The organism is Arthrobacter sp. R-11, from assembly GCF_049913155.1.
In the GTDB taxonomy this organism is placed as follows: domain Bacteria; phylum Actinomycetota; class Actinomycetes; order Actinomycetales; family Micrococcaceae; genus Arthrobacter.
Window position 1 is genome coordinate 2447367 of record NZ_CP183979.1, and the last position, 13022, is coordinate 2460388.

Sequence of the window (13022 nt, forward strand, 5' to 3'; positions counted from 1 at the left end):
ATCACCGAGCGGTGATCGCGTCCACGACGGCGGAGAGGGCGGCCCCGATCTTGGACGCGTCCGTGCCGCCGCCCTGGGCGACGTCGTCCTTGCCGCCACCGCCGCCGCCGAGGATCCCGGCGGCCACGCGCACCAAGGCACCGGCCTTTACGCCGGCGCCGCGGGCGGCTTCGTTGGTGGCCACGATGATGACCGGCCGCTCGTTGCTGACACCTGCCACTGCGACGGTTGATGCTTCGGAGCCGAGGCGGTTCCGCAGGTCCATCGCGAGGCCGCGGAGGTCATCCGCTCCCCCGACCTGGCCGGCGTCGTGGGCGATGACACGCACGCCGCCGGCGTCCCGGGCGCTGGCGAGCAGGTTCGCGGCCTGCGCGGCGAGCTGCTCCTTGCGGAGGCGGTCAAGTTCCTTCTCGGTGGCCTTGAGCTTGTTCAGGGTGGCCGAGATCCGTTCGGCGAGCTGGCCGGACGGCACTTTGAGCATTTCGGTCAGTTCGGTGACCAGGGCACGCTCGGCGGCGAGGTGGCGGAAGGCGTCGAGCCCCACGAAAGCCTCCACACGGCGGTTTCCGGACCCCACGGACTGCTCGCCCAGCAGCGACAGGCTGCCGATCAGCGAGGTGTTGGCCACGTGCGTGCCGCCGCAGAGTTCGCGGGACCAGGCGCCGTCAATCTCGACGACCCGCACTTCGCTTCCGTAGTTTTCGCCGAACAGGGCCATGGCGCCAAGCGCCTTGGCCTCGGCCAGACCCATGACCTTGGTGTCCACAGTGAAGTTGTTGCGGATCGCGATGTTCGAGACTTCCTCGATCTCGGACTTCGTGGCCGGGCTGAGGCCCTCGCCCCAGGCGAAGTCGAAGCGCAGGTAGCCGGCCTTGTTGAAGGAACCACGCTGGGTGGCCTCCGGGCCGAGGATCTGGTGCAGGGCTGCGTGCACGATGTGCGTGCCCGTGTGGGCCTGCTCGGCCGCGTGGCGGCGTTCGCGGTCGACGGCGGCGCGCACCAGCGAGGATTCGGCGATCTCGCCTTCGCGGACGATCGCCTTGTGCACGCTCAGGCCCTTGATCGGGCGCTGCACATCGAGGACCTCGACGACGAAGCCGTCGCCGGTGATGAGGCCCTGGTCCGCGGACTGACCGCCGGCCTCGGCGTAGAACGGGGTCTCGGTGAGGACAAGTTCGATCTCGTCGCCGGTGGAGGCGTGGCTGAGCCGCTTGCCGCCGCTGACGATGCCGCGGACGCGTGACTCGCTTTCCAGTTCGCCGTAGCCGGTGAAGACGGTCGCGCCCTCGGCCAGGAGTTCCTGGAATGCGGCGACGTCGGCGTGGCCGCCCTTCTTGGCCTTGGCATCGGCCTGGGCGCGCTGGCGCTGCTCCAGCATGAGGCCGCGGAAGCCGGCCTCGTCGACCTTGAGCCCGGCTTCTTCGGCCATTTCGAGGGTGAGGTCGATCGGGAAGCCGTAGGTGTCATGCAGGGTGAAGGCGTCCTCGCCGGAGAGCGGGGTACCGGCGGCCTTGGAGGCCACGACGGCTTCCTCGAGGCGGGCCGTGCCCGATGCGATGGTGCGCAGGAAGGCCCGTTCCTCGGCGTAGGCGATGCGGCTGATGCGCTCGAAGTCGGTCTCCACCACCGGGTAGACACCCTTCATGGCGTCACGCGAGGCGGGGAGGAGATCGGGCAGGCAGGCCTTTTCGACGCCGAGGAGGCGCATGGCGCGGACGGCGCGGCGGATAAGGCGGCGCAGCACGTAGCCGCGGCCCTCGTTGGAGGGGACCACGCCGTCGGAGATCAGCATGAGGGCCGAACGGATGTGGTCGGCCACGACGCGCATGCGGACATCGTCGGCGTGGTGGGGATCGTCGTCGGACTCGGCGGAAGTGTATTCCTTGCCGGAAAGCTCTGCGGCCTTGTCGATGACAGGACGGACCTGGTCGGTCTCGTACATGTTTTCGACGCCCTGCAGGATCATGGCAAGGCGTTCCATGCCAAGGCCGGTGTCGATGTTCTTCTTCGGCAGTTCGCCCACGATGTCGAAGTCCACCTTGGAACGCACGTTCTCGATCTGGTACTGCATGAAGACCAGGTTCCAGATTTCGATGTAGCGGGTTTCATCGGCAATCGGGCCGCCCTCCACACCGTAGGCGGGTCCGCGGTCATAGTAGATCTCCGAGCAGGGCCCGGCCGGGCCCGGCTGGCCGGTGGACCAGTAGTTGTCCGCCTTGCCCATGCGCTGGATACGCTCAGCCGGGATAGCGGTATTCTTCAGCCACAGTTCCTTGGCTTCGTCGTCCTCTTCATAGACCGTCACCCAGAGCCGCTCCGCGGGCAGGCCGTAACCGCCGTCGTCAACGCTCTTGGTGAGCAGCTCGAAAGCAAACTTGATGGCGTCTTCCTTGAAGTAGTCGCCGAAGGAGAAGTTGCCGCACATCTGGAAGAAGGTGCCGTGGCGGGCGGTCTTGCCCACCTCTTCGATGTCGCCGGTGCGGATGCACTTCTGGACGCTTGTGGCACGCGTGAAAGCGGGCTCTTCGCGCGCGGTCAGGTACGGGATGAAGGGCACCATGCCGGCCACCGTGAAAAGCAGCGAGGGGTCGCTGGACACGAGCGACGCCGAGGGGACAGCGGTGTGGCCCTTGCTGACAAAAAAGTCCACCCAGCGCTTGGTGATCTCCTGCGACTTCATTAGCTGATTACTTACCCTTCTGAAACCTGACTCAATGCGCGGGCGGCAGACGCCATTCCCGCAGCTTCCAATTCTGCCCTGTTGTTGGCGGTAGGGCGAACCGCAGTGGCTAGCGGCGGGCGGCGCCGTCGTCGTCCAGGCCGAGCGCGGCCCGGAGTTCGTTCTCCCGTTCGCCCATTCCTGCCCGCACTGCATCCGCGAAGTCGTATATGCCGTCGGCCAGCTTGGCCACCGCGCGGTTGAGCCCTTCGGGGCCGAGGCCGTCCTTCGCTTCACTGATCTTCCGGAACGCGATCACACCGATCGCGACCCCGATTCCCATCCAGACGATTCTTTTCACGGTTTTCCTGACTTACTGGGCTTCAGCGGCTGCGGCGGCCCGACGAGGGCTTGCGGCGGGCGGTAAACGCGGAGCGGACGCCGTAGCTGAAGGCGGCGACTTTGATGAGCGGTGAGCCAAGAGTGGCTGCGACCAGGGAAGAAAGGGCCGCGATGTTGGCCGAGGCATCCGAGACGTTCGAGGCGATGCCGTCGACCTTCTTCAGCTGCTGGTTGGTGGTGGAAACGGTGGCCGTCACTTCGTCCATCAGCGGGGTGGCCCCGTCGCTGATGCTTCGGATGGAGGTGCGGACTTCATCGAAAACCCGTCCGAGCTTGAGGATCGGCACCGCCAGCAGTAGGACAAGGAGGGCGAAAACCCCGGCTGCGATCAGTCCTGCGATATCGCCACCAGTCATGTTCTCTCATCTCCTTGCGTTTGCGTGTTTGGCGGGCCTGCTGCGGAAAATCCCGCGGCTGTCCTGCTGTTCTCCCCCCAAGTACCTTACATACAAAGAAGCCCGCGGCGCGTGCCACGGGCTTCTTTGTATACGTTCGCTGGAATTTAGCGTGCGTAGAATTCGACGACGAGCTGCTCTTCGCAGGTCACGGGGACCTCGGAGCGCTTCGGGCGGCGGACCAGGCGGGCCTGGAGGGCGTCAAGCTTGACGTCCAGGTAAGCCGGGACAGCCGGCAGAACGTCGCGGTGCGCACCTGCTGCAGCAACCTGGAACGGGGCCATGGTTTCGCTGCGGCTGTGGACGTGGACGAGCTGGCCTTCGGAAACGCGGAACGACGGGCGGTCCACGCGGACGCCGTCAACCAGGATGTGGCGGTGCACAACCAGCTGGCGGGCCTGGGCGATGGTACGGGCGAAACCGGCGCGCAGCACGAGGGCGTCAAGACGCATTTCGAGCAGTTCGATCAGGTTTTCACCGGTCAGGCCCTTGGTGCGACGTGCTTCTTCGAAGGCACGGGTCATCTGGGCTTCGCGGATGCCGTACTGGGCGCGCAGACGCTGCTTTTCGCGCAGACGAACGGCGTAGTCGGAGTCCTGCTTCTTGCGGGCGCGACCGTGTTCACCGGGACCGTAGGGACGGCGCTCCATGTACTTGGCGGCCTTGGGAGTCAGGGCGATGCCGAGCGAACGCGAAAGGCGTGCGGTCCGGCGAGCACGAGTGTTGTTAGCCACTTGTGTCCTTCCAAATTACTGCGGTGTGTTGATGTAACTGGCCTCCATGTGGGAGAGCATCGGCCAACCGCTGCCTTTTGCTACTGCTCCGCGGCACAGCACCGTCAAAGATATCTTCGAAGGAGGTTGTGCCCGGACCATGCCAGACAAACATCCATCCTAGCATCCCCGCGGCAAGGGCGTCCGCGTCCGCTCGGGGCGGGATGCGCCTGCTTTCCCCGCGGGACGTTCCTACTCTCCCCGGATGATCCGGCGCAGGCGCTCAAGCCTGGGCGCGATCTCCCGCTCGGCGCCGTTCGCGGTGGGGTTGTAGTAGTCCTTGCCCACCAGGTCGTCCGGCGGGTACTGCTGGGTGGCCACACCGTGCGGGGCATCATGGGCGTACTTATAGCCCTGGCCGTGCCCGAGACCCTTGGCGCCCTGGTAGTGGGCGTCACGCAGATGCATCGGGATCCCGCTGCCGAGGCCCGCCCGGACATCGGCAATCGCCTGCCCGATGCCCACATAGGCGGCATTGGACTTGGGCGCGGTGGCCAGGTGGACCACCGCTTCTGCGAGGATGATCCGGCCTTCGGGCATGCCGATGAGCTGGACAGCCTGTGCTGCCGCGACCGCTGTCTGCAGCGCCGTCGGGTCCGCCATTCCGATGTCTTCGGCCGCGGAGATCACGATGCGGCGGGCAATGAAGCGCGGGTCCTCGCCGGCTTCCAGCATCCGTGCGAGGTAATGCAGCGCGGCGTCGACGTCCGAGCCCCTGATGGACTTGATGAACGCGCTGGCGACGTCGTAGTGCTGGTCTCCCGCGCGGTCATAGCGCACCGCCGCGGAATCCAGCGCACGTTCGGTGTGCCGGAGTTCGACGACGAGAACGGAGCCTGCATCGGCACCCGCCGCGCTGCCGCCGTCGTCGGCCTTTTCCGGATGGTCGTGCCGGTCACCGAAGGCGACGCCGGCGGCCGCCTCAAGCGCCGTCAGGGCCCGGCGGGCATCCCCGGCCGAAAGCCGGACAAGGTGTTCGAGCGCCTCCGGGCTCAGCTCCACGGTCCCGCCGAGGCCGCGCGGGTCGTTGACGGCGCGCAGCAGGAGTCCCTCGATGTCCTGGTCGGTGAGCGGCTTCAGGGTCAGCAGCAGCGACCGCGACAGCAGCGGGGACACCACGGAGAATGAGGGGTTCTCGGTGGTGGCGGCCACCAGCACCACCCAGCGGTTCTCGACGCCGGGCAGCAGCGCGTCCTGCTGGGCCTTATTGAAGCGGTGGATCTCGTCGAGGAAAAGGACCGTGGTGGTCTTATACAGGTCCCGCGCCGTCAGGGCCTCGTCCATGACCCGGCGGACGTCCCGGACACCGGCCGTGATCGCGGAAAGCTCCACGAACTTCCGGCCCGGGCCGCGGGCGATGACATGCGCGAGCGTGGTCTTGCCGGTGCCCGGCGGACCCCAGAGCAGCACGGAACTGGGACCGGCCGGGCCTGCGGCTTCGGCGCCGGCGGCGAGCTGGCGCAGCGGCGAGCCCTGCCCCAGCAGGTGCTGCTGGCCGACCACTTCGTCGAGGTTCTTCGGGCGCATGCGGACGGCCAGCGGCGGAGCCTGCCTGCCGCTGTCGCCCGTGTCCTGGTCCGTGTAGCGGCTGCCGGTGTCGTCCACGCTGTCGGCGCCTGAACCAAAGAGATCTTCCACACCGACTAGGCTACTCATGGATTCCGGCGAAGGAGGCATCGCGATGGACAGCGCCCGATCGAAGGCGGCACCCTCCCGGACCGCGATCGTTCCCGCGGCAAGGCTCGCCGGCTGGGTGGAGCGTTTCGCCGCCAGCCACGGCAATGTCCAGGAAGAACCGGACGCGGGCGGACTGCTGCTTCGGGCGTCCGACGGCGCCACCGCCCTGTTGCAGGCGCCCTGGCCCGACGACGGGCGGCCCGGTCGCGGGGCGGACGGCGTGCAGCGGCTGATCTCCCTTGCCTCCCAGGAGCGGAAGATCGGCCTCGTCCTGGTGCGGCGCGGCGGGTTCGCGGTGGGCGTCGCAAGCGGAGGGAAGCTTCTGTCGTCCAAGACCGGCAGCCGATATGTACAGTCCCGTTCCTCGGCCGGGGGCAGTTCCCAGCAACGCTTTGCCCGGCGCCGGGAGAACCAGGCACAAGCGCTCATATCCGCTGCGGCCGCACATACTGCCAGTGTTTTCGCGGGCCATGCCGTGGAATACCTCCTGCCCGGCGGGGATGCTGCCCTCGCCTCCGCCGTACTTGCTGATCCGGTGCTGCGCGGCCATGGACAACGGAGCCGACTGCCCTTCATGGCGGTGCCGGACCCCAATGCCGCGGTGCTCAAGCAGGCGGCACGCGATGCTTGCTCCCTCCGGATCCTGGTGACCGACCCCGCGTAGCGGCAATTCCGAGGAGTTATCCACAAGCGGGCCGCTCCCCCGCGCGAACCATGCGTCCTGCTGCCTAGACTCCTGAGAAGCCGGGGGCCGGAGGTCCCCACGGATTTTCGGGGGAACACATGAAGACCACGCGACGCCTTGTTACCGCGGCGGCCGTCCTTGCCCTAGCCCTCTCGGGCTGCACCGGCGGCGGGATCTTCCAGCAGGACCGTTTGGAGTTCAACACCACTGGCATGGACTCGGAGGCGGCGAAGAGACCTTTCGTGCGGATTGAGGTCACTGATCTCGTCAATGACGGGGCGGAAGTGCTGCTGAGCGCCTCCGGCAGCGATGCCGGCGGCCACCGGACGTTCGTGGGCCATTCGCCGGATGGGGGCAAGACCTGGGAGGAAGCACGCTTCAACGGCAGGCACCCGGATTTCGCGCCGTACAGGATGCTCAGAGGCGGCGGTCAGTGGTTTGCGCTGGCCATGGAAAACAACCGTCTCATGCCTTACCTGAGCCAGGATGGCAGGAACTTCACCAGTACGGGACCGGGTATTACCTTCGACAACCGTTTCGACGGGGCGGAAGCCCTCTGGTCCAACAACGCCTGGACCGTGGTCACGAAGCGGGACAAGGGCTTCCTCATCCACCGCCGCGGTGATGACGGGGGGTGGAAAGCAGCGGCGGCAAAGGGCATCCCCGCCGACCCGGGCCTCCACCTTTTTGCCTTCGCTGGCAATGGCACCACAACCATTTTGGCCGGCCAGCAGGAGGAATCAGGCTCCAACGTGGTCCGGGCCGCGGCCTATTCGTCGAACGACGGCGGGCTGAATTGGAAGAACATCAGTCCTGACAGTTTCAACGTAGCGCCGGGGAACAGCGGTTTCCGCGACGTGCATTGGGACGGGAAGGCGTTCCGCTTTGTCGGCTTCGGCTATTCGCCCAGCTTCTACTACAGCTACCGGTCCAGTGAGGGCCAGAAGACGGCGAACGGGCTCAACGCCAGCTGGACTCCCGGCGGCAAATGGAGCCTCGCGATTGACTCCTCCTGGGCGGACGGCAAGGAAGATTTCCCTTCGATCCATGAACTGACCGGCACCCCGGTCAAGCAGCTGCTGCTCACCGAGACCGGTTCCGGCATATTGGCCGATTACCGGCTCTACGAACGCAGTCCCACGCCGGACTGGAAAGCACTGCATCTTCCTGCGGCAGCCAAAGACCAGTACAACTATCTCAGGGATGCGGCAGTGCTCCCCAACGGCGTTTTGTTGGCCAGCAGCGTATCCGAGAACGGCAGCACCCGGCCACGGCTAGTCCTCCTTGACAGCAAGGGAAACGCGGAGGACCGCACTCCGGAAATCCCGGCGGTTGTACCCGACGGGCCCGCTGTGTCGCAGTTCGTCGCGGACGGCGAAAAGGTTCTCGCCCTCGGATCAAACGGCAGGGAAACCAGCCTCTGGACAGCGGACGACGGAAAGAGCTTTAAGGATCGGACCCGCCTCACCTTGGAACCCCGCCAATCGCTGACCGCATTCCGCAGCAATCCATTCGGCGCCGTCGCTTTCGGCGCTGAAGATGCGTGGAACAGCACCAAGGGCCTGGTGTGGACCCGCACGCCGGGTGGTTCTTGGCAGAGCTACAGCGGTGACCTTTTTGGTTCACGAACCTTGCGGGGCGGCACCCCTGTGACTGCGGCGACGGCAACATCACGCGGCTTCCTGGCGTCCGGTACCCGGACTGAGGAGGACCGTTCCGTTACGAGTGCGGGCCTCGCGATTTCCACGGACGGCCGGAACTGGAAACGCATCGACGTGCGCTCCTTCGCCGGAAAGCCTGACAACGACCGCGCCATCTACGCCCTCGCCGAAACCCCCGGCAAGGCACTTCTCGCCGGTGGCTTCATGGAAAAGGACATCAAGAACGCGCCGGTGGTCTGGCGTTCCACGGACGCGAAGGCATGGACCCCGGTGGCATTGGCCAAGGTGAAGGACTACATGGATTCAGAGGTCCTCGCCCTCGCAGCCGGCCCGAAGGCGACCGTGGCGCTGGTCTACGCGGAGCAGGAAGGCAAGGGAAGCCGCTACGTCCTCTACAAGAGCGTAGACCAAGGCAAGACCTGGGCGTCCGGCACCGAACTGACCGAAGCCTTCGGCGAGGCCAGTTACGGCTCGATCCACCTGCTGCGCGACGGCGACGGCTTCGCGGTCGTTGGAACGACCGGGACGACACAGGACCGCAAGCCTTTCCTCTACACAAGCCCGGACGGCAAGGCCTTCGAGACAAAGGACCTCAGGCACGACGCGCTCACCGGCGAAAACCTGGACATCAACGCGGCCGTGATCCACAACGGCAAGCTCCTCCTCAGCGGCTTCGCCGGGGAGGCGGGAAAACGCAAGCAGTTCGCCTTCACAGTTGACGTGCCGCGTTGATCGCCTGCTGTCAGCAACCGCGGAGTCAGCAACCGCTCGGAGTGCGCTGCAGCGGTGCTTGACGGTACAGGTACCGCCCATGCTCAACGAATCCCGCCCCGGCGTACAAGGCCTGCGCCGCGGCGTTGCCGGCAGTCACCATGAGCCAGAAGTTCATTGCGCCGCGATCGATGCCGGCAGACAGGAGGGCGTCAAGGATGCGCCGGGCGAACCCCTGGCGGCGGTGTTCCCGCTCGGTCCCCATGCAGTAAAGCCCGCCCCAACCCGCCGTACCCGTCGGCAGGGCGAGGCGCCCGACGGCGGCCGGCACGCCGTCGTCGTCCCTCAGCAGGGCGTAAAACGAGGGACAGCCGGCGAGGATCCCACGCGCTATCTCCCGTTCCGCGTCTCCGCCGCGGCCGTCCACCGACCACCAGAGGCTCAGCCAGTCATCGGAGGGCGTGGTGGAGATTTCGACACCGTCCACGGTCCCGGAAGGGATTCCTTCCGATCCGCGGGTCATGACGAGGGTTTCCGATTGCCGGGTGAAGCGTCCGGCATCGAGCAGGGCGTTCAGCTCCGCGGTCCGCGGATCGTCGAACACCTGGAAGATCAGCGGCAGCCGCCGGCGGCGGTACCAGAGCGTCGCGGCGCTCAGGGAGGCGGGATCGGCGGCCGTGCCGCGCGGCCACACCGAATTTGCGCGCTGGGTCACCCCGCCCGCGGCGCGCATCACCCAGCCGGAGAGTTCTTCCCGGTCAGGAGCGGGCCAGGCCCTGTCCATGAGTTCTTCGATCAGCCCGGCTTCCGCCACAGTCACGTCCTGCGCCAACTGGCCCTCCCGCTGAAAGCCAAAGCTCCCCGGCCCGCAGGACGCGGAGCGGGGAGCCTTGGGATGTTCGTTATTCCGACTTGGGTGCCGGCTTGGCTTCGGGCTTGAAGTCCACGCCGGCTTCCTTGCGCTGCTGGGCCGTGATGGGCGCAGGCGCGGCGGTCAGCGGATCGAAGCCGCCGCCCGACTTCGGGAACGCGATGACGTCGCGGATCGAGTCCACGCCCGCCAGCAGCGAGACCACGCGGTCCCAGCCGAGGGCCATGCCGCCGTGCGGGGGCGCACCGTACTTGAAGCCCTCCAGCAGGAAGCCGAACTTCTCCTGTGCTTCTTCGTGGCTGATGCCCATGACCTTGAAGACGCGTTCCTGGACGTCGCTCTGGTGGATACGGATCGATCCGCCGCCGATCTCGTTGCCGTTGCACACGATGTCGTAGGCGTACGCCAACGCCGCTTCGGGGTTCTGGTCGAAGGTGTCCAGGAACTCCGGTTTCGGCGAGGTGAAGGCGTGGTGAACGGCCGTCCAAGCTGAGTAACCCAAGGCAACATCACCGGACGCCGTGGCCTGGGCTGCAGACTCGAACATCGGTGCGTCGACAATCCACACGAAGGCCCAGTCCTTGGGATCGATCAGGCCGGTGCGGTGGCCGATCTCCACGCGTGCCGCGCCGAGCAGGGCACGCGACGGGGACGTTTCGCCGGCTGCGAAGAAGATGCAGTCGCCGGGCTTGGCGCCAACGGCGTCGGCCAGGCCGGCGCGCTCGGTGTCGGTCAGGTTCTTCGCCACCGGGCCGGCAAGCTCACCGTCTTCCTTATACAGGACGTAGGCCAGGCCCTTCGCGCCGCGCTGCTTGGCCCATTCCTGCCAGGCGTCCAGGGTGCGGCGCGGCTGCGAGGCGCCGCCGGGCATGACGACGGCACCGACATAGGGCGCCTTGAAGACGCCGAAGTTGGTGTCCTTGAAGAATTCGGTCAGCTCCGTCAGTTCGAGGCCGAAGCGCAGGTCCGGCTTGTCGGAACCGTACTTGGCCATCGCCTCGAGGTAGGTCATGCGGCGGATCGGAGTGGGGACCTCGACGTCGATAAGCTGCCACAGCACCTTGATCAGGGCTTCGCCGAGTTCGATGATGTCGTCCTGCTCAACGAAGCTCGCCTCGATGTCCAGCTGGGTGAACTCCGGCTGGCGGTCAGCACGGAAGTCCTCGTCGCGGTAGCAGCGGGCGATCTGGTAGTACTTCTCGAAGCCGCCCACCTGCAGCAGCTGCTTGAAAAGCTGCGGGGACTGCGGCAGTGCGTACCAGGAACCCGGCGCCAGACGGGCGGGGACCACGAAGTCGCGGGCGCCTTCCGGCGTCGAACGCGTCAGGGTGGGGGTTTCGATCTCCACGTAACCCTGCTGGTGCAGCAGTTCGCGGGCAACACGGTTCGCTTCCGAACGCAGGCGCAGGTTGCGGGCGGGGCCCGGCCGGCGCAGGTCCAGGTAGCGGTGCTTGAGGCGGGCCTCCTCGCCGACCTCGACGTGCTCGTCGATCTGGAAGGGCAGCGGGTCCGAGGTGTTGAGGATCACGACTTTTTCGGCGATGACCTCGATCTCGCCGGTGGCCAGGGCCGGGTTCTCGTTGCCTTCGGGGCGCTTGTTCACGGTGCCGATGACCTGCAGCACGTACTCGTTGCGGAGCCCGTGGAAGACCTCTTCCTCGCGGACAACCACCTGGGCGACACCGGAAGCGTCACGCAGGTCGACGAAGGCCACACCGCCGTGGTCACGGCGGCGGCCCACCCAGCCTGCCAGGGTAACGGTCTGTCCAATGTGCTCGGAACGCAGCGATCCGAGGTCATGTGTGCGCAGCACAGCATTCCTTTCAGCATGAATTTTGGCCGATCGTGGCGAAACGATCCCGTCTGAGTTTACCCGCCCGGATGCGGGACATCCGCCACCGGGCTCAGGACCGGGCGGCAGCCAGGCGCAGCCGCACGAGCCGGTACACAATCCCGACCGCGAATACCGCCACCCCGGCAAGGAGGGACGACGGCGGAAGGGTCGCCACGAGCAACAGGCACGCCAGCGCGCCCAGCACCTGGAGGGCCTTCGGATAGCGCCGCTGCTCCGCCTTTTGCGTGAAGGCGGCAAGGTTCGCCACCAGGTAATAGAGCAGGACCCCGAAAGAGGAGAACCCAATCGCCCCGCGCAGGTCCGCCACCGCGATCACCAGGCAGACGACGACGGCGAGGGCCACCTCTGCCCGGTGCGGAACCTTGAAGCGCGGGTGCACGGCGCTGAGCCAGCCGGGCAGTTCGGCGTCCCGTGCCATGGCCAGGGTTGTCCGGCCGATGCCGGCGATCAGTGCCAGCAACGCACCCAGGGCCGCGAGTGTAGCTGCGATGGACACGAACGGAACAAGCCAGGTCCAGGGACCGGTGGCCACGGCGGCAGCCAGGGGCGTGGCAGTGCCGGCTACTCCCCCGGGTCCGAGCGCGGCAAGGATGCCCGTGGCGACGGCTGCATAGACCAGCACCGTGATGCCCAGCGAAGCGGTTATCGCCCGGGGAATGGTGCGCTCCGGCCGGATGACTTCCTCGCCCATCGTCGCGATCCGGGCGTAGCCGGCGAAAGCGAAGAACAGCAGGCCCGCCGACTGCAGGATCCCGTACCAGCCTCCGGCGAGCAGTCCGCCGTCGAACATCCTGCCAAAACCCGCGCCGGATGCCGCGCCGGCAAAGCACGCGGCCACGAGCAGCAACAGCACCAGAAGCACTGCGGCCACGATGATCCGTGCGAGCCGGGCCGTCCGGGTGACGCCGCGGTAGTTGACCGCGGCCAGGCCCAGCACCGCGGCTATGGCAAGGGGCCGTTCCCAGCCTGCAGGTGCGAGATACGCGGCGAAGGTGAGGGCCATGGCTGCGCTGCTCGCCGTCTTGCCGATCACGAAGCCCCACCCGGCCAGGAAGCCGGGCCACTCCCCCAGTTGCTTCCGGCCGTACAAGTAGGTGCCGCCGGAGGACGGGTAGGCGGCGGCAAGCTGGGCCGACGAGGTGGCATTGCAATACGCAACGAAGGCTGCGATCAACAGACCGAGGAGCAGGCCGGCGCCCGCGGATCGGGCGGCCGGGGTGAAGGCGGCGAACACGCCGGCACCGATCATCGACCCCAGCCCGATCGTCACGGCGTCGGCGGTGCCGAGGCGCCGGGCGAGCGTACCGCCGGCGTTGCTTGCCATCGCCGCTGC

At 67.0% G+C, this 13022-nt stretch carries 10 protein-coding genes; 2 read left to right on the forward strand and 8 right to left on the reverse strand.

The features are described 5' to 3' along the window. Position 1 precedes the first annotated feature (1 nt). From alaS to ACN9M4_RS11050, 5 genes are all read right to left on the reverse strand, one after another. Positions 2-2680: an alanine--tRNA ligase gene (gene alaS / locus ACN9M4_RS11030; protein WP_426297824.1), complete on the reverse strand. Its 2679-nt coding sequence runs from the start codon at positions 2678-2680 to the stop codon at positions 2-4. A gap of 109 nt (positions 2681-2789) precedes the next feature. Then, positions 2790-3002, reverse strand: a complete 213-nt coding sequence (locus tag ACN9M4_RS11035) for a hypothetical protein (RefSeq protein ID WP_426303451.1) — start codon at positions 3000-3002, stop codon at positions 2790-2792. Positions 3003-3042: 40 nt separating this feature from the next. Further along, positions 3043-3417: a DUF948 domain-containing protein gene (locus ACN9M4_RS11040; protein ID WP_426297826.1), complete on the reverse strand. Its 375-nt coding sequence runs from the start codon at positions 3415-3417 to the stop codon at positions 3043-3045. 146 nt (positions 3418-3563) lie between these two features. Further along, complete coding sequence (rpsD, locus tag ACN9M4_RS11045; protein ID WP_426297828.1) at positions 3564-4190, reverse strand: 30S ribosomal protein S4; 627 nt, start codon at positions 4188-4190, stop codon at positions 3564-3566. 231 nt (positions 4191-4421) lie between these two features. Then, positions 4422-5867 (reverse strand): replication-associated recombination protein A, encoded by a 1446-nt coding sequence (locus ACN9M4_RS11050; RefSeq protein WP_426297830.1) that lies wholly within the window; start codon positions 5865-5867, stop codon positions 4422-4424. A gap of 43 nt (positions 5868-5910) precedes the next feature. Here ACN9M4_RS11050 and ACN9M4_RS11055 point away from each other — a divergent pair, with 43 nt between their 5' ends. Beyond that, positions 5911-6570 carry an acVLRF1 family peptidyl-tRNA hydrolase gene (locus ACN9M4_RS11055; protein WP_426297832.1) on the forward strand — a complete coding sequence of 220 codons (660 nt, stop codon included), beginning with the start codon at positions 5911-5913 and terminating at the stop codon, positions 6568-6570. A gap of 119 nt (positions 6571-6689) precedes the next feature. Further along, the gene (locus ACN9M4_RS11060) at positions 6690-8984 is read left to right on the forward strand and encodes a WD40/YVTN/BNR-like repeat-containing protein (RefSeq protein WP_426297834.1); all 2295 of its coding nucleotides are present in this window, start codon (positions 6690-6692) and stop codon (positions 8982-8984) included. A gap of 25 nt (positions 8985-9009) precedes the next feature. On the opposite strand, the gene ACN9M4_RS11065 is transcribed toward ACN9M4_RS11060, so the two are convergent. The 3 genes from ACN9M4_RS11065 to ACN9M4_RS11075 all read right to left on the reverse strand — a co-directional run bounded on the left by ACN9M4_RS11065 (position 9010) and on the right by ACN9M4_RS11075 (position 13013). Then, entirely contained in the window at positions 9010-9777 is a 768-nt protein-coding gene (locus tag ACN9M4_RS11065) for a GNAT family N-acetyltransferase (RefSeq protein ID WP_426303452.1), read from the reverse strand. An 88-nt stretch (positions 9778-9865) separates the two neighbouring features. After that, positions 9866-11647: an aspartate--tRNA ligase gene (gene aspS / locus ACN9M4_RS11070; RefSeq protein ID WP_426297836.1), complete on the reverse strand. Its 1782-nt coding sequence runs from the start codon at positions 11645-11647 to the stop codon at positions 9866-9868. A 91-nt stretch (positions 11648-11738) separates the two neighbouring features. Continuing rightward, a complete protein-coding gene (locus ACN9M4_RS11075) occupies positions 11739-13013 on the reverse strand; it encodes an APC family permease (RefSeq protein ID WP_426297838.1) in 1275 nt (424 codons plus the stop codon). Positions 13014-13022: the final 9 nt, after the last annotated feature.